Origin of the sequence: Glutamicibacter sp. 0426 (assembly GCF_001906485.1) — a bacterium.
Classification (GTDB): Bacteria; Actinomycetota; Actinomycetes; order Actinomycetales; family Micrococcaceae; genus Glutamicibacter; species Glutamicibacter nicotianae.
Genome location: NZ_MPBI01000001.1, coordinates 821224 through 837257 on the forward strand (window position 1 = coordinate 821224; position 16034 = coordinate 837257).

General features: G+C 64.4%; 16 protein-coding genes. 15 read left to right on the forward strand and 1 reads right to left on the reverse strand.

Annotation, left to right across the window (positions count from 1 at the left end):
- Nucleotides 1-45 precede the first annotated feature (45 nt).
- The 3 genes from aspS to BKX98_RS03910 all read left to right on the forward strand — a co-directional run bounded on the left by aspS (nt 46) and on the right by BKX98_RS03910 (nt 3435).
- On the forward strand, nt 46-1848 hold the full coding sequence (gene aspS, locus BKX98_RS03900) for an aspartate--tRNA ligase (RefSeq protein WP_073706201.1): 1803 nt from the start codon (nt 46-48) through the stop codon (nt 1846-1848).
- A 146-nt stretch (nt 1849-1994) separates the two neighbouring features.
- Entirely contained in the window at nt 1995-3113 is a 1119-nt protein-coding gene (locus BKX98_RS03905; RefSeq protein ID WP_143181012.1) for a hypothetical protein, read from the forward strand.
- Nucleotides 3106-3435: a PadR family transcriptional regulator gene (locus tag BKX98_RS03910; protein WP_073706203.1), complete on the forward strand. Its 330-nt coding sequence runs from the start codon at nt 3106-3108 to the stop codon at nt 3433-3435. The genes BKX98_RS03905 and BKX98_RS03910 overlap by 8 nt, the downstream gene beginning before the upstream one ends.
- Here BKX98_RS03910 and dtd read toward each other — a convergent pair.
- Nucleotides 3432-3869, reverse strand: a complete 438-nt coding sequence (gene dtd / locus BKX98_RS03915) for a D-aminoacyl-tRNA deacylase (RefSeq protein ID WP_073706204.1) — start codon at nt 3867-3869, stop codon at nt 3432-3434. The genes BKX98_RS03910 and dtd overlap by 4 nt on opposite strands.
- A gap of 89 nt (nt 3870-3958) precedes the next feature.
- Between dtd and BKX98_RS03920 the strand changes: the two genes are divergently transcribed.
- The 12 genes from BKX98_RS03920 to BKX98_RS03975 all read left to right on the forward strand — a co-directional run bounded on the left by BKX98_RS03920 (nt 3959) and on the right by BKX98_RS03975 (nt 15958).
- Entirely contained in the window at nt 3959-5365 is a 1407-nt protein-coding gene (locus BKX98_RS03920) for a replication-associated recombination protein A (protein WP_022875202.1), read from the forward strand.
- Between the two features lie 187 nt (nt 5366-5552).
- On the forward strand, nt 5553-6176 hold the full coding sequence (gene rpsD / locus BKX98_RS03925) for a 30S ribosomal protein S4 (protein WP_038991153.1): 624 nt from the start codon (nt 5553-5555) through the stop codon (nt 6174-6176).
- A 125-nt stretch (nt 6177-6301) separates the two neighbouring features.
- Complete coding sequence (locus BKX98_RS03930; protein ID WP_038991152.1) at nt 6302-6673, forward strand: DUF948 domain-containing protein; 372 nt, start codon at nt 6302-6304, stop codon at nt 6671-6673.
- A gap of 80 nt (nt 6674-6753) precedes the next feature.
- Entirely contained in the window at nt 6754-6963 is a 210-nt protein-coding gene (locus BKX98_RS03935) for a hypothetical protein (RefSeq protein ID WP_038991150.1), read from the forward strand.
- Between the two features lie 19 nt (nt 6964-6982).
- Nucleotides 6983-9673, forward strand: coding sequence for an alanine--tRNA ligase (alaS, locus tag BKX98_RS03940; protein ID WP_073706205.1), 2691 nt, complete (start codon nt 6983-6985; stop codon nt 9671-9673).
- Nucleotides 9666-10139: a Holliday junction resolvase RuvX gene (gene ruvX, locus BKX98_RS03945; RefSeq protein ID WP_066138484.1), complete on the forward strand. Its 474-nt coding sequence runs from the start codon at nt 9666-9668 to the stop codon at nt 10137-10139. The genes alaS and ruvX overlap by 8 nt, the downstream gene beginning before the upstream one ends.
- 45 nt (nt 10140-10184) lie before the next feature.
- The gene (gene mltG / locus BKX98_RS03950) at nt 10185-11606 is read left to right on the forward strand and encodes an endolytic transglycosylase MltG (protein WP_083586604.1); all 1422 of its coding nucleotides are present in this window, start codon (nt 10185-10187) and stop codon (nt 11604-11606) included.
- A gap of 65 nt (nt 11607-11671) precedes the next feature.
- Nucleotides 11672-12520 (forward strand): shikimate dehydrogenase, encoded by an 849-nt coding sequence (locus BKX98_RS03955; RefSeq protein ID WP_143181013.1) that lies wholly within the window; start codon nt 11672-11674, stop codon nt 12518-12520.
- A 29-nt stretch (nt 12521-12549) separates the two neighbouring features.
- Nucleotides 12550-13749 (forward strand): chorismate synthase, encoded by a 1200-nt coding sequence (aroC, locus tag BKX98_RS03960; protein ID WP_038991142.1) that lies wholly within the window; start codon nt 12550-12552, stop codon nt 13747-13749.
- A 13-nt stretch (nt 13750-13762) separates the two neighbouring features.
- On the forward strand, nt 13763-14251 hold the full coding sequence (locus tag BKX98_RS03965) for a shikimate kinase (protein WP_066138479.1): 489 nt from the start codon (nt 13763-13765) through the stop codon (nt 14249-14251).
- Nucleotides 14252-14331: 80 nt separating this feature from the next.
- Complete coding sequence (aroB, locus tag BKX98_RS03970; RefSeq protein ID WP_066138477.1) at nt 14332-15423, forward strand: 3-dehydroquinate synthase; 1092 nt, start codon at nt 14332-14334, stop codon at nt 15421-15423.
- Nucleotides 15424-15427: 4 nt separating this feature from the next.
- Complete coding sequence (locus BKX98_RS03975; protein ID WP_038991136.1) at nt 15428-15958, forward strand: tol-pal system YbgF family protein; 531 nt, start codon at nt 15428-15430, stop codon at nt 15956-15958.
- The last annotated feature ends 76 nt before the right edge of the window (nt 15959-16034 follow it).

The following is a 16034-nucleotide window of genomic DNA, read 5'->3' on the forward strand; positions in this document are numbered from 1 at the left end:
AAACTTCATGGGAAGCAACTTTCCACACAAACCGAAAGGATCGTAGTGCTACGCACTCATCAGCTGGGCGTCTTGAACGCCGAGCACATTGGACAGCAAGTCACCCTCACCGGCTGGGTCGCACGCCGCCGTGACCACGGCGGAGTCGCCTTCCTGGATTTGCGCGACGCGTCGGGCGTGGCCCAAGTCGTCGTGCGCGATGAAGAGGACTTCCATCCGCTGCGCAATGAGTTCGTCCTGCAGATCACCGGCAATGTCGAGCGCCGCCCGGAAGGCAACGAGAACCCGAACCTGCCAACCGGCGAGATCGAGGTCATCGCGGACACCGTGACCGTGCTGAACACCGCCGCTCCGCTGCCGTTCCAGGTCGATGAGCACGTCGAGGTCGGCGAAGAGGCGCGCCTGCGCCACCGCTACCTGGATCTGCGCCGCCCGACCCCGGCACGCAACATCCGCCTGCGCTCCGAAGCCAACCGCGTCGCACGCAACCTGCTGCACGATGAGGGCTTCATTGAAATCGAAACCCCGACGCTGACCCGCTCCACCCCGGAAGGCGCCCGCGACTTCGTCGTGCCTGCACGCCTGACCCCGGGCTCCTGGTACGCGCTGCCTCAGTCCCCGCAGCTGTTCAAGCAGCTGCTGCAGGTCGGCGGCTTCGAGAAGTACTACCAGATCGCCCGCTGCTACCGCGACGAGGACTTCCGCGCGGACCGCCAGCCGGAGTTCACCCAGCTGGACATCGAGGCATCGTTCGTCGAGGAAGACGACATCATCGCGCTCGGCGAGAAGCTGGTCAAGGAGCTGTGGAGCCTGATCGACGTCCAGGTGCCGACCCCGATCCGCCGCATGGCCTACTCCGAGGCGATGGCCAAGTACGGTTCGGACAAGCCGGACCTGCGCTTCGGCCTGGAACTGACGGAGATGACCGAGTACTTCGCGAACACCTCCTTCAAGGTGTTCCAGTCCGAGTACGTCGGTGCCGTAGTCATGCCTGGCGGCGCATCCCAGCCACGCCGCACCCTGGATGCCTGGCAGGAATTCGCCAAGCAGCGCGGTGCCAAGGGCCTGGCCTACGTGCTGATCAAGGAAGATGGCGAGCTGGCAGGCCCAGTGGCCAAGAACCTGTCCGACGAGGAGAAGGCCGGCCTGGCCGCAGCCACCGGCGCCTCTGCCGGCGACTGCATCTTCTTCTCCGCCGGCAAGAAGAACGAATCCCGCGCGTTGCTCGGCTCGGTCCGTGTCGAGATCGGCCACCGCACCGGCCTGATCAAGGACGGCGACTGGGCCTTCGTCTGGATCGTCGATGCACCGATGTTCGAAGTCGCTTCCGACGCTGTCGCTTCCGGCGACGTGGCAGTGGGTGCCGGCGCCTGGACCGCTGTGCACCACGCGTTCACCAGCCCGAAGCCTGAGTTCATGGATACCTTTGACACCGATCCTGGCTCGGCCCTGTCCTATGCCTACGACATTGTCTGCAACGGCAATGAAATCGGCGGCGGCTCGATACGTATCCACCAGCGCGACGTGCAGGAGCGTGTCTTCAAGGTCATGGGCGTGACCCAGGAGCAGGCCGACACCCAGTTCGGCTTCCTGCTCGAGGGCTTCAAGTACGGCGCCCCACCGCATGGCGGCATCGCCCTGGGCTGGGACCGCGTGCTGCAGCTGCTGACCAACTCCGAGTCCATCCGCGACGTCATCGCATTCCCGAAGACCGGTGGCGGCTTCGATCCGCTGACCCAGGCTCCTGCGCCAATTACCCCGCAGCAGCGCAAGGAAGCCGGCATCGATTTCAAGCCGGAAAAGAAGAAGGCCGAAGAAGGCGACAAGGCTGAAGCAGAAGCCAAGTAGGCATTCGCTGTTCAAGGAAGCCGGGTGGAACGCATTTCATGTGTTCCACCCGGCTTCTTTTGCGTATTTGTTGGCCAAGCAATGGATTAATGGCGATTTTAATACTAGGTTGGTTTTCAACCTAGTTTTCGATCCCAGGAGAACCCGTGTTGTTAGTGCTTCCCGACGACGTTATTGAGCTCTACCCAGAAAGCGACCGCGAATGGGCGCGGGACTTCAACATTGCTCTGTGGTGGAAGGACCTGGATGATTCACAGTGCGCAGCGGAACTGGGGAAGGTCCTGGATGCCATCCGCGACAGCGGGCAGAGCGCGGAAGAACTCTTCGGTGATCCCGCCGAATTCGGCGAAGTCCGCGCTTATGCGCGCTTGACCCCTCAGCAACTGGCTGATTCGGAGCTGCCGGTCAGTAATAGCTGGGGCCTGATTGCTGGTGCCGGCTTGGTCGTCGGGCTGCTATGCGCAGGGTTCGGTATTTGGATCGGATTCAGAGATGGATGGGCCGCGACATCGTGGCATTATTGGCAGCTGGCGGCTTTGTCCGCCGGGGCCGGCTTGGCAGTATCTGGACACCTGTGGTGGTTGCATCGGGTCAGGGGCAAATTCGCCCTATCCTGGATACTCGGCCTTGCCGCAGCCACTGCTGCCACCGCTGTAGCCGTGCTGATCGCAGTACTCGGCGCGGAGGAAGCGATGCCGCTGCCCAACTGGCTGGTGCCGATCATCGGCGTTGCACTGGTTGTCAGCGTTTTTTGGTTGCCGTTCACAGAGGAATCTGGCGCGAAACGAGAAGCGGTCTGCGTGGATGTGGATCCTGAGTCCTGGTTTGCCGAGGTTTCGCGTTTACTACGCGGGCGCTATGGAATGCGGAGCAAAGAGGCGGACTTCGCCCTTGAATCTGCCCGCGAACACTGGTCAGCCCTGCACAGGGAGGACGGCAATGCCAGAATTTCCGATGAGTTCGGCACGCCGATCGAATTCGCCATCGGGCTGTCGGTCAACACCGGCAAAGCGTTAAAGCGGCGCTGGTTGCTTCGTCGCCTGTTTCCGCTAGCCGTCGTGGGTCTGTACAGCATCAGCCTTGTTCCGGCAGTGATCGCTCCAGAACGCAGCGGTTGGGATATCTTCTTCGCGGTCTGCATGCTGATTTTTGCTGCAGGGACACTCTATGAGCTGCGTCCTGCGAACCGGGCAAGCTATGTCGAGGACAGGCTGGCCGAAAGGCGTGCCCAGTCCCGCGGGCTGGAAGAAGGAAAAGATGGGTAAAGATGCGCCATTTCCCGGTAGCTGGCAACGCGCGATGCTGCCCATGCTGCTTCTTGCAGAGCTCTCCAGCAGCCCGGCTCATGGTTATGCGCTGTCCAAATCCCTGCAGGAACGGGGTTTCGGTCCGATCAAGGGTGCCACGCTCTATCCCGCATTGTCCAAGCTTGAGGCCGCGGGCTTCGTGGACACGCGGTGGGAAGAAGGCCAAGGTGGTCCTGGACGGAAGGTCTACGGGCTATCTGCCGCCGGTCGCGCCGAGCTGGGCCGCCAGCGCGACAGTTTCGATAAGCTGGCAGCACTGGTTCAATCCACCGGAACCTAGGCCAGATCGGCCGAATCCACGATCACCGTGAAAGGCCCGGAATTCACCAGCGACACATTCATCATCGCCCCGAACTTCCCGGTCTCCACGTGGGCCCCCAGCTCCCGCAGGTAGGACACGAAGTACTCGTAGAGCGGTTCGCTCACTGGGCCCGGCGCGGCATTGGACCAGGACGGGCGCCGGCCCTTGCGCACCGAGCCGTAGAGCGTGAACTGGCTGATCACCAGCAGTGGAGCGGCAGTGGACTCTGCACTGGATTCGTCCTTCAAGATCCGCAGCCGCCAGATCTTCTCCGCAACCTTGCGTGCCGTTGCTTCATCATCGTCATGGGTGACCCCCAGCAGGATCACCAGCCCGGGGGAAGCGAGACGGCCTACGATCTCCCCTTCGATTTCGACGTGGGCGGTGCTGGCGACCTGGACGACGGCGCGCATGGAGCAAGTCCTTTCAAGAGGCGGTGTGTGAGTGCGACGACGCGTTGGCTTGCGCCGCGCGACTACCAGAGTATCGGTAGGCTTAGGGGGTGAGCGATTTGTTCGATTCCTTGTCCGATGATCAGCACGATGGGAGCACCTCCCAAGTCAACCGGCCGCGTCCGCCGCTGGCGGTGCGCATGCGCCCTCGATCCCTGGACGAACTGGTTGGCCAGCAGCACCTCTTGGGTCCCGGCTCTCCGCTGCGCCAGCTCGCCGAGCATCCGGAAACCGGCCTGGCAGGCCCGGCCAGCGTGATCCTCTACGGCCCTCCGGGGATCGGCAAAACCACCATCGCCCACGTGATCGCCCGCGCCACCGACCGCAAGTTCGTCGAGCTCTCCGCGATCACCGCAGGCGTCAAGGACGTGCGCCGGGTCATCGAACAGGCGAAGGACGACCGAGATCTGCGCGGGATCACCACCGTCTTGTTCCTCGATGAGATCCACCGCTTCAACAAGGCCCAGCAGGATGCCCTGCTGCCCGGCGTGGAGAACCGTGTTGTCGTCCTAGTAGCCGCGACGACCGAAAACCCTTCCTTCTCGGTGATTTCTCCGTTGCTCTCGCGCTCCTTGCTGCTGACCTTGCGCCCGCTGACCGACGGCGACCTGTCCACCTTGCTCGAGCGTGCTGTAGCCGACGAGCGCGGCTTCGATGGACAAGTGATCCTGGACGACGAGCAGCGCGAGGCGATTGTCCGCCTGGCCCAGGGCGATGCGCGCCGCTCGCTCACCGTGCTGGAGGCCGCCGGCGCGGTCGCCTGGAACGCCGCCGGGAAGGATGTCGCACCGCCGGTGCACATCACCGCAGGCCATGTGCAGCTGGCCATGGACCAGGCAGTACAGCGCTACGACAAGGATGGCGACCAGCATTACGACATCATCTCCGCGTTCATCAAGTCCATCCGCGGCTCGGATGTGGACGCTGCCCTGCACTATCTGGCCCGCATGCTCTCCGCAGGGGAGGACCCCCGCTTCATCGCCCGCCGGCTGATGATCTCGGCCTCGGAAGACATCGGCATGGCCGATCCCACCGCGCTCCCGCTCGCGGTCGCCGCCGCCCAGTCGGTTCAGCTCACCGGCATGCCCGAAGCACGGATCATGCTTGGCCAGGCGACAGTGCATCTGGCCACCGCTCCGAAGTCCAACGCCTCCTACAACGCGATCAACGCCGCCCTGGCCGATGTGTCCGAAGGCAAGGGCTCGCTGGTACCCGACCACCTGCGCGACGCGCACTATCCAGGTGCGAAATCGCTGGGCCACGGGGTGGGCTACATCTACTCGCACGATGCGCCGCATTCCATCGCCACCCAGCAGTACCTGCCCGATGACCTGGTGGGCACCAACTACTACACGCCCACCAATAACGGCGCCGAAAAGACCCTTGGGTCCCGCCTGGCCCGCTTGCGCGAGATCATCCGAGGCAAGGATCCGCTGCGCTCCAAGGGCAAGCGCTAAGTGTGCGCTAGGACTCAGCGAAAGCAACGGCGGTTTCGTGTAAACTTGATCTTTGGCTGGCAAGCCTTGCCTGTGCATCCGAGTGATCGGCTGCACAGCGAGGTTGAAGTGAAGCAGGGACGCGACGCCCACACACTCTCCCTCCTGGAGGCCAGTAGATACCGTCGCTAATCGAAAGGGACACACCATGGCTAACGCCCGTGCCCGCCGTACCGTACGCCTCTCGCGTGCGCTCGGCCTTGCATTGACTCCAAAAGCTGAAAAGTACATGGAGCGCCGTCCATACGGTCCAGGCCAGCACGGCCGCGCCCGTAAGAAGCAGGACAGCGACTACGCAGTACGTCTGCGCGAAAAGCAGCGTCTGCGTGCCCAGTACGGCATCCGCGAAGCTCAGATGCTGAGCGCCTTCAAGGAAGCTAAGCGCCTCGGCGGCGAAACCGGCGGCAACCTGCTGGCTCTGCTCGAGTCCCGTCTGGATGCCCTGGTTCTGCGTGCAGGCTTCGCCCGCACCATCCAGCAGGCTCGCCAGATGGTTGTACACCGCCACATCCTGGTCAACGGCCAGCGTGTAGACCGTCCGTCCTTCAAGGTGCAGCCGGGTCAGCTGATCCACGTGCACGAGAAGAGCGAGAAGATGGTTCCATTCCAGATGGCTGCAGCCGGCGAGCACGCAAAGGTGCTGCCAGCTGTTCCTGCTTACCTGGACGTGAAGCTGGAAGCCCTCCAGGCGACCTTCGTGCGCACCCCAGAGCGCGCCGAAATCCCAGTGACCTGCGAAGAGAACCTCGTGGTCGAGTACTACGCACGCTAAATCCGTGCGCTAGTTCCAAGCCCGCAGCCGGAAACGGTTGCGGGCTTGTCGCTTAACTACCTATCTATGCTCTGACTTCGATAAGGTGGACTGGCACCAAAAACCCAAAGCAGAAGAGGAAGCACATGTCGGGTTCGGATATTGCAGGGCTCATCGCCGCCGGCGCGTTTGTCGTACTAGTTGTGCTGCTGGCAGTGCCGATCATCAAGTTGGGCAAGGTGTTCGACGAGCTGCGCAAATCGATCAAGGACCTGGCTGACGGAACCACTCCGTTGATCGGCGAAGTCGCGACCACCGTTGCGACCACCAATGACCAGCTCAAGAAGGTCGACGTCATCACCAGCAACGTTTCTGACACCACCGCCAACGTTTCCGCGCTGTCCTCGCTGATAGCAGCCACCGTTGGCAAGCCGCTGATCAAGGTTGCAGCATTCACCGAAGGCGTTAAGGCTGCCATGAACACCAAGCCAAGCGGCAAAGCACGCCGCAGCCGCTAAGCAGGCAACGCTGTTTGATCGAACACGTATCGGCGTGCTGAATAGGATACGGCCATCTGGTGGCCGCCAAGGAGACTAGAATGAAAAAGCTCTTGTGGGTTTCGATTGGAGTGGGCGTTGGCGTGCTCGCGTCCAAGAAATACGCTGAAGTTTCGTCCGGGGCGGCGCTGAACCGCCAGGTCGGCAAGTACGCCGACCGCGCCTCGGAATATTGGGAAGCCTTCCGCCAGGGAATGAGCTCCCGCGAAGAAGAATTGCGTTCCGCCTTGGGCGTGGACGCCGCTAAGTGAAGGGATCATCCGTAACACGATGAAAACGCAGGAAATTGCCCGTCGTTGGGTCGACTTTTTCGTCTCTAAGGGCCATGCCGCGGTGCCGAGCGCCTCGCTGGTCTCGGCCGACCCTTCGCTGTTGTTCACGGTGGCCGGCATGGTTCCGTTCATCCCTTACCTCACCGCGCGCGAAGAGCCGCCATACTCCCGTGCCACCTCGGTGCAGAAGTGCATCCGCACCGGTGACATCGAAGAGGTCGGCAAGACCGCCCGTCATGGCACCTTCTTCCAGATGTGCGGCAACTTCTCCTTCGGCGACTACTTCAAGAAGGAAGCCATCCACTTCGCCTGGGAGCTGCTGACCAGTTCCGTCGAGGACGGCGGCTACGGCCTGGACAAGGACCGCCTGTGGGTCACCGTCTACGAAGACGGCGACGAGAAGGACCTCGAGGCCCGCCGCATCTGGGAAGAAGAGATCGGCATGCCTACCGAGCGCGTTGTCGGCACCGGCAAGGAAGACAATTACTGGAACACCGGCCAGCCAGGTCCGGGCGGACCATGCTCGGAGATCTACTACGACCGCGGCCCGGCCTACGGCGTCGAAGGCGGCCCCGCCGTCGACGAGACCCGCTACGTGGAAATCTGGAATCTGGTGTTCATGCAGTACCGCCTCTCGGCAGTACGCTCCAAGACCGACTTCGACGTTGCCGGCGAACTGCCCAAGCGCAACATCGATACCGGCTTGGGCCTGGAGCGCCTGGCGATGATCCTGCAGGGCGTCGAGAACATGTACGAGACCGACCAGGTCCGTCCGGTCCTCGACAAGGCAGCCGAACTGGCTTCCGTCACCTACACCTCCACCGAGGATCCTGCCGACCCGAACCACGCCACCGACGTACGCCTGCGCATGATCGCCGACCACATCCGCTCCTCGCTGATGCTGATCTCCGACCAGGTCACCCCGGGCAACGAAGGCCGCGGCTACGTGCTGCGCCGGCTGATCCGCCGCGCCGTGCGAGCCATGCGCCTGATGGGCGTGGACACCGAGGTGCTCCCTGAGCTGCTTCCGGTCTCGCGCGACGCCATGAAGGGCGTTTACCCGGAGGTCGAGGCCGATTTCGAGCGCATCGCCCGCATCGCCTACGCCGAGGAACGCGCCTTCCGACGCACCATCGCTTCGGGCACCACCCGCCTGGACGAGGCGCTGAACCACGCCAAGGAGGAAGGCAAGAACCTCTCCGGCGACGACGCCTTCACCCTGCACGACACCTACGGCTTCCCGATCGACCTGACCCTGGAGATCGCCGCCGAGGCTGGCCTGTCCGTCGACGAGTCGCGCTTCCGCGAACTGATGAACGAGCAGCGCACCCGCGCCCAGAAGGACGCCAAGGCCAAGAAGGCCGGCCACGCCGACCTGTCGGTGTACAACAAGCTGGCCGAGGCCGGCAACGTGCACTTCACCGGCTACGACACCCTCGAAGGCGAATCCTCCATCCGCGGCATCATCCGCGATGGCCAGGTCGTGCCGTTCGCCGAGCAGGGCCAGGAAATCGACCTGGTGCTCAACGAAACCCCGTTCTACGCCGAATCCGGCGGCCAGGCAGGTGACAGCGGCCTGATCACCGGCGACGGATTCGTGCTGGAAGTCACCGATGTGCAGGCCCCGGTCAAGGGCCTGAGCGTCCACAAGGTCATCGTGCGCGAAGGCGAACTGCCTGCCGAGGCACTGGTGCGCACCCAGGTCGACGCCGTGCGCCGCCGCTCCGGCGAGCAGGCGCACTCGGCTACCCACCTGGTGCATGCCGCCCTGCGCGAGCTGCTTGGCCCGACCGCCACCCAGGCCGGCTCCTTCAACAAGGCAGGCTACCTGCGCTTCGACTTCTCCTGGGCCGAGGCGCTGTCCGCTGCCGCGCGCAGCGAGGTCGAAGAGGTCGTCAACCTTGCCATCGCCGCTAACCACCAGGTCATCACCAACGAGATGGCGCTGTCCGAGGCGAAGAAGCTGGGCGCGATGAGCCTGTTCGGCGAGAAGTACGCCAACGACGTGCGCGTGGTGGAGATGAACGGCGCCTGGTCGCGCGAGCTGTGCGGCGGCACCCACGTGGATACCACCGCCCGCATCGGCCAGCTGACCCTGCTCTCCGAGGCTTCGGTGGGTTCGGGCAACCGCCGCGTCGAGGCGCTGGTGGGCATGGAAGCCTTCCGCCACGGCGCTGCCGAGCGCGCCCTGGTCTCCGAGCTTTCCGGCCTGTTTCGCGTGCCATCCAGCCAGGTCTCCGAGCGCGTCAACGATACCGTTGCCAAGCTCAAGGCCGCTGAGAAGCAGATTGCCGAACTGAAGAGCCAGGCAATGCTGGCCCAGTCCGCGGCGCTGCTGCAGAAGGTCGTCACCATCGGCGGCACCCGCCTGCTGGCCCACAACGCCGGAGAGGTCGACTCCGCCGATGCGCTGCGCACCATGGCGCTGGACCTGCGTGGCAAGCTAGGCTCCGACGCCGCAGTCATCGTGCTGATCGGCGTGTCCAACGGCCGTCCGCTGGTGCTGGCGGTCACCAACGAGGAGGCCCGCGCCAACGGCTTCAAGGCCGGCGCCCTGGTCCGCACCGCAACCGGCGTGCTCGGCGGCGGTGGCGGCGGCAAGGACGACATGGCCCAGGGCGGCGGCCAGGACGCGTCGAAGATCGACGACGCGCTGGCTGCCATCCAGGCGGCACTGGCCAATGGCTAATGCCGCTCTCGGCGTCGACGTGGGCCTGGCCCGCGTCGGCGTCGCCGCATCCGATCCCTCGGGAATCCTCGCCACTCCGGTGATGACCCTGCGCCGGGATGCCAAGAAGAATTCGGATCTGCGGATGCTCTTGCGCATCATTGCCGATCGCGGCGTCACCGAGGTCTTCGTCGGGGAGCCGAAATCGCTGGCCGGCAACTCGACCGAATCCACCAAAATGGCACGTGACTACGCGATTGCCTTGGCGGAAGAAGCCGCAAGCGCTAATATCGAGCTTGAGGTTTTCCTGGTCGACGAACGCCTGAGCACCGTCAACGCGCATCGGTCGTTGCACGCCTCGGGCAAGAAGATGGCAGAGCACCGCAAGGTGGTCGACCAGGTCGCAGCCACCGAGATCCTGCAGCAAGTGCTGGAAATGCGGCGCAACAACGTCCGCGTGCAAGCCAGCCGGATTGTGCTGCGCTAGCCCATCACCGCTAGTGCTCCACAACGACCCGAGAGATGAGAGTTGATGCGAGAAGAAGCCCGCCACGAACGGCAACGCGAAACGCATCGCGCGCTATATGAACGCTTTGCCGCCGGAACTGGCGTGCCGATCGCACAACCCTCTGAACCGGAACTGGCCGGCGCCGAGCACTACCGCGAATCGCTAGCGGCCACCGCAGAACCCGGCGCTTCGGGCGGGGAAGACACCCACACCAGGTTCCTCCCCGCCCAAGCGGCCGCTGACCCCGAAATGCAGGAATCCGACGATCCTGCAGACGCCCAGGATGAGGACTACACCGGGGAAACGCACGCCGTACAGCCGGCAGTTGTCTTCGGCGACGAGCCGCAGGACGAGCAAGCCGCAGCACACAAGGCCCAACGGCGCAAGCGCACCAAGCGCAAGCGCAACCTGGTGATGCTGGCCACCGTCCTGATCTTCGCGCTGGTGGTCTCCGGCTCGGTCTTCTTCGTCAAGTCCGTGCTCAAGCAGTTCAACCCCGACGATTACCCGGGCCCGGGCGGGGCCACCGTGGAATTCACCGTGGAAGATGGCTGGGGCGTGAACATCATTTCGCGCAAGCTCGAAGAGCTCGACGTCGTCTCCGACGATGGCCTGTTCTCCGACGCCGTCGCCAACTCCGAAGCCGAGAACAAGCTCATCCACCCCGGCACCTACCTGCTCAAGAAGCAGATGCCAGCAGCCGACGCGGCCGAGATCCTCATCAACCAGCGTCCGGACAAGGTCTTCTACATCGCGTTGAAGGCCAATATGCGCATGGATGCCGCGCTCAAGGAAATTGCCAAGGGCTCGGGCCTGAAGGAGAAGGACCTGCAGGCGCTGGCCACCAAGCCGCAGGAATTCGGCCTGCCCGACTCGGTGACCAACCTCGAGGGCTGGCTGCACCCGGGGGAGTACCGCTTCCCGTTGGAAACCAGCGCCAAGGAAGTGCTGGCTGAACTGGTCAAGGCCACCAAGGTTTCCCTCGAGCAGGCGGGCATTACCGACCTCGACGAGGGCTACCGCATCTTGAAGATCGCCTCGATCCTGCAGGCGGAGGCGCGCACCCCGGACTACGCCACGGTCGCCGGAGCGATCGAGAACCGGCTGGATCCGGGCAACCGCGAGACGCACGGGCTGCTGCAGGTCGACTCCGCGGTGATCTACGGGCTGGGCCGCTACTCGCTGCAGTTCAGCGCGCAGGAGAAGCAGGACGCGTCGAACAAATACAACACCTACGTGCACAAGGGCCTGACGCCAACTCCGATCGGCTCGCCAGCGAATCCTGCGATCGAGGCCGCCGCCAATCCGGAAGACAACGGCTACTACTACTGGGTGACCGTCAACATCGAAACCGGCGAGACCAAGTTCGCCTCGACCTACGAAGAGCACCAGCGGTACAAGGCCGAATTCGACGCCTGGTGCGACGAGCATCCAGACGTCTGCTAGCGCAAGCCCGCGAACGAAAGACGCGTTGCCGCCCCCAGGGCCGGGCAATTACCAGCAGGAAGTCCATGAAGAAAATGAAGCAGGCAGCCGTCCTCGGCCACCCCATCAGCCACTCCAAATCGCCGGTGCTGCACCGCGCCGCCTACCAGCTGCTCGGCGCGCCGATCAGCTACAGCGCGATCGACATGGAACCGGGCCAGGCTGCCGAGCATGCTGCCGCACTGCGCGCAGGCAACTGGGCCGGCTGCTCGGTGACCATGCCGCTGAAGGACGCATTCGTGCCATTGATGGATGACCTGTCCGCACGCGTGCAGCGCCTCGGCGCGCTGAACACCATCGTGGTCCGCGACGACGGCACCCTCTACGGGGAAAACACCGACGTCGACGGCCTGGTCCAGGCCCTCGCCGATTTCGGGCTCGCCCAGTGCGCGCAGGCGATGATCCTGGGCTCTGGCAACACCGCGCTGGCAGCCATCGAGGCCGCCGCTGAAGTGGGCGTGAGCCAGCTGGCACTTGTCGTGCGCAGCGCCGCGCGGGCCTCCCGGGCCGTCGATCTGGCCCACCAGCTCGGGATGGAAACGACCGTCCACGAGATTTCGGGAATCGACCAGGCAGTGGCGGCGACACTGAACGATATCCCGCTCGTGTTCTCCACGCTGCCGCCGCGTGCGGCCGACGACTGGGTGCCGGTGATCGGCGCAGGCAGCGGCATCCTGCTGGATGTGGCCTACGACCCCTGGCCCTCTGCCTTGGCGCAAGCATGGCAAGGCACCGTAATCTCCGGTATCCACATGCTCGTGCACCAAGCCGTGGAACAAGTGCGATTCTTCAGTGCCGGAGCCTGGCAGGAATCGCGCCGAGCGGACGTCACAAATGCGATGTATGACTCTTTGGGTCTGGCCCGACACCAGTAATCAGTTCGTGTCATGGCAAAATAGATGACATGTTGCGTTGGTTGACCGCGGGCGAATCGCATGGCCCGGCACTCGTTGGAATTCTTGAAGGCCTACCCGCCGGAGTATCGGTGGATAGCGAAGCAGTGCGGGAGGCACTGGCACGCCGCCGTCTCGGCTATGGCCGCGGCGCGCGCATGAAATTTGAAAAGGACCAGGTCACCTTCCTCGGTGGCGTCCGCCATGGCAAGACACAGGGCGGCCCGGTAGCCATCGAAATCGGCAACACCGAATGGCCCAAGTGGGAACGCGTGATGAACGCCGACCCGGTGGATCTGGATGAGCTGGCCTCGCTGGCGCGCAACGCGCCGCTGACCCGCCCGCGTCCGGGCCACGCCGATTTCACCGGCATGCAGAAGTACGGCTTCGAGGACGCCCGCCCGATCCTCGAGCGCGCCAGCGCCCGCGAAACAGCGGCCCGCGTCGCACTGGGCACGGTGGCCTCGCGTTTCCTCAATGATTTGGGGATCCAGCTCGTCTCGCACACCACGGCCGTTGGCGCCGTGGCCGCACCGGCCGATGCACCGCTGCCCACCGCAGCCGATGTCGCCGCCCTGGACGCCGACCCGCTGCGCTGCTTCCACCCCGAGACCAGCGTAGCCATGGTCGCCGAGGTCGACGACGCCCACAAGGCAGGGGAGACCCTGGGCGGCGTCGTCGAGGTCCTCGCCTACAACCTGCCTCCGGGCATCGGTTCCTACGTGCACTGGGACCGCCGCCTGGACGCGCGCCTGGCCGCCGCCCTGATGGGCATCCAGGCCATCAAGGGCGTCGAGGTCGGCGACGGCTTTGCCACCGCCGCGCGCCGCGGTTCGGCCGCGCACGATGAGATCGTGCACGCGGAAGACGGCAGCATCAAGCGCAACTCGAACCGCGCCGGCGGCATCGAGGGCGGCATGAGCATCGGCGAGGTGCTGCGCGTGCGCGCCGCCATGAAGCCGATCGCCACCGTGCCCCGCGCCCTGCGCACCGTGGACACCGCCACCGGCGAGGACACCACCGCGCACCACCAGCGCTCGGATGTCTGCGCCGTGCCGGCTGCCGGCGTGGTCGCCGAGGCCATGGTCGCCCTGGTGCTGGCCCAGTCCCTGCTGGAGAAGTTCGGCGGCGATTCGGTGGCCGAGACCAAGCGCAATATCGAGTCCTACCTGGCCAGCATCCCGGGCAATCTGGGTTCGACCGGCGTCTAGGAAGCACGCTTCAATGATCTACCTCATTGGTCCGATGGCCAGTGGCAAGTCCACCGTGGGCAAGTCACTGGCCACGGCCCTTTCTACCAGCTTCGCGGATTCCGACGCGGCCATCGTCGCCCACCACGGAACCATCGCGCAGATCTTCGCCGAACATGGCGAAGCGCATTTCCGCGACCTGGAAGTCCAAGCGCTGTGCCGGCTGCGCACCGGCGTGGTCGCCACCGGCGGAGGCGCGGTGCTGCGCGAGGAGAACCAGCAGCTGCTCTCGCGCGGCACGGTAATCTACCTGGAACTCGGCGAACAGGCTGCCGCCGAGCGCATCAAGGGCGACGGGCACCGCCCGCTGCTGGCTGGTGACGAAGCCCTCAAGAGCTGGATCGCCGTCTACGAAAAGCGCCGCCCGATTTATGAAATGCTCGCTGACGTGCATGTTCTCGTGGATGGAAAGTCCGTTTCGCAAATTCTCGACGAGGTATTGCCGCAGCTGGAACGGCTGTGATTAGCCTCACGAGATGCAACTTCTGGCCGGGCTCACGCGTACGCTAGAAAAATCACCACCATCAGGAGGAAGCTAGACTGATGCCTATCGCACCGACCACCATGAAGGTCACCGGAAGCACCCCCGCGGAGTCGTACCCCGTCATGGTCGGCAACGGCCTCTTGGGCCAACTGCCCGACCTGCTTGGTCCCGCGGTCAAGAAGGTCCTGGTCATCCACCCGCGAGCACTGCGCGCCACCGGCGACGTGGTTCGCGACGAACTGGCGAAGTTCGGCCTGGAGGCATTGACCGCGGAAATTCCGGACGCCGAAGAAGGCAAGCACATCCAGGTTGCCTCCTTCTGCTGGGAAGTGCTGGGCAAGAACGACTTCACCCGCTCCGATGCAGTCATTTCCGTGGGCGGCGGGGCCGTCACCGACGTGGCAGGATTCGTTGCTGCCACTTGGCTGCGCGGCGTGAAGGTCATCCATATTCCTACCTCGCTGCTGGCCATGGTCGACGCTGCCGTGGGCGGCAAGACCGGAATCAACACCGCCGAGGGCAAGAACCTCGTCGGCGCCTTCCATCCGCCGGCCGCGGTGCTCGCCGACCTGGACGCGCTGGCCACCTTGCCGAAGAACGAGCTGGTCACCGGCATGGCTGAAATCGTCAAATGCGGCTTCATCGCCGACGAGCGCATCCTGGAACTGATCGAAGAGGATCCGGCCGACGCCGTCGATCCCGCCAGCGACCGCCTGCGAGAGCTGGTCGAGCGCACCATCGCCGTGAAGATCGACGTGGTCTCGCGCGACTTGAAGGAATCCGGCGACCGCGAATTCCTGAACTACGGCCACACCCTGGCCCACGCCATCGAGCTGGCCGAGCGCTACCAGATGCGCCATGGCGCAGCCGTGTCCATCGGCCTGGCCTTCGCCGCCGAACTGGGCCGCTCGGTGGGCTACACCTCCGACGCCGTGGCCGACCGCCACGTCGCGATCCTGAAGTCCCTCGGGTTGCCGACCACCTACCGCAACGACCGCTGGGCGGCGCTGCTCGACGGCATGAAGCGCGACAAGAAGGCCCGCGGCAGCCAGCTGCGCTTTGTCGTGCTGGAAGAAATCGGCAAGCCGCGCATCTACGAAGTGCCCGATAACTCGCTGCTCTTCGCCGCCTACCAGGAAATCGGGGAGTAAGCACATGGTCGACTACACCGCATACGCCATTGACGTCGCATCGGTAAACCGCGAAGGTGTCGGCACAGCTGTTGAAGGCGTGCTGATCGATCCCGAGACGCTCAAGCCCTACATCGCCGACGAGGCGGCCGCCGAGCAGCAGCTGCTGGTGGGTTCGCCCACCGACCAGGTAATGGTGCTGCTCGCCCGGGGCGAGCTGGCCAAGGCCGGCGAGCTGATCGCGGAATCGCGTTTCGTTGATCCGACCAACGCCCATCTGCGCGTCCTGGACACCGAGCTGACCCGCATGCAGGGCGACTTCGATCGCGCCATCAACCGCCTGCGCAAGCTGGCCGAGGAATTCGCCGGCACCGCGTACGAGCCGCTGATGCACTACCATGCAGGCCTGTCCTTCTTCGCAAAGGGCGATTACAAGGCGGCGGCCACGCGATTCCGCAAGGCCCTGGAGCTGCGCATCGAGTTGGACGACGACGCATACCTGGTCAACGCGGCCAGCACCTGCATGCATATTGCCGAAGAGCGCGCCGCGCAGTAATGCGCGCCACCGCGCCCAACCCTTTGTGCCCCATGGCGCGTAGGGTAAACTTGAACATGGATTTTTGATAATGCCG

Bases quoted from the DNA above. Each gene is read 5' to 3' on its own strand.
- BKX98_RS03910 (WP_073706203.1), top strand. From the start codon at position 3,106: ATGGGTAAAGATGCGCCATTTCCCGGTAGCTGGCAACGCGCGATGCTG.
- dtd (WP_073706204.1), bottom strand. From the start codon at position 3,869: ATGCGCGCCGTCGTCCAGGTCGCCAGCACCGCCCACGTCGAAATCGAA.
- rpsD (WP_038991153.1), top strand. From the start codon at position 5,553: ATGGCTAACGCCCGTGCCCGCCGTACCGTACGCCTCTCGCGTGCGCTC.
- BKX98_RS03930 (WP_038991152.1), top strand. From the start codon at position 6,302: ATGTCGGGTTCGGATATTGCAGGGCTCATCGCCGCCGGCGCGTTTGTC.
- BKX98_RS03935 (WP_038991150.1), top strand. From the start codon at position 6,754: ATGAAAAAGCTCTTGTGGGTTTCGATTGGAGTGGGCGTTGGCGTGCTC.
- alaS (WP_073706205.1), top strand. From the start codon at position 6,983: ATGAAAACGCAGGAAATTGCCCGTCGTTGGGTCGACTTTTTCGTCTCT.
- ruvX (WP_066138484.1), top strand. From the start codon at position 9,666: ATGGCTAATGCCGCTCTCGGCGTCGACGTGGGCCTGGCCCGCGTCGGC.
- mltG (WP_083586604.1), top strand. From the start codon at position 10,185: ATGCGAGAAGAAGCCCGCCACGAACGGCAACGCGAAACGCATCGCGCG.
- BKX98_RS03955 (WP_143181013.1), top strand. From the start codon at position 11,672: ATGAAGAAAATGAAGCAGGCAGCCGTCCTCGGCCACCCCATCAGCCAC.
- aroC (WP_038991142.1), top strand. From the start codon at position 12,550: ATGTTGCGTTGGTTGACCGCGGGCGAATCGCATGGCCCGGCACTCGTT.
- BKX98_RS03965 (WP_066138479.1), top strand. From the start codon at position 13,763: ATGATCTACCTCATTGGTCCGATGGCCAGTGGCAAGTCCACCGTGGGC.
- aroB (WP_066138477.1), top strand. From the start codon at position 14,332: ATGCCTATCGCACCGACCACCATGAAGGTCACCGGAAGCACCCCCGCG.
- BKX98_RS03975 (WP_038991136.1), top strand. From the start codon at position 15,428: ATGGTCGACTACACCGCATACGCCATTGACGTCGCATCGGTAAACCGC.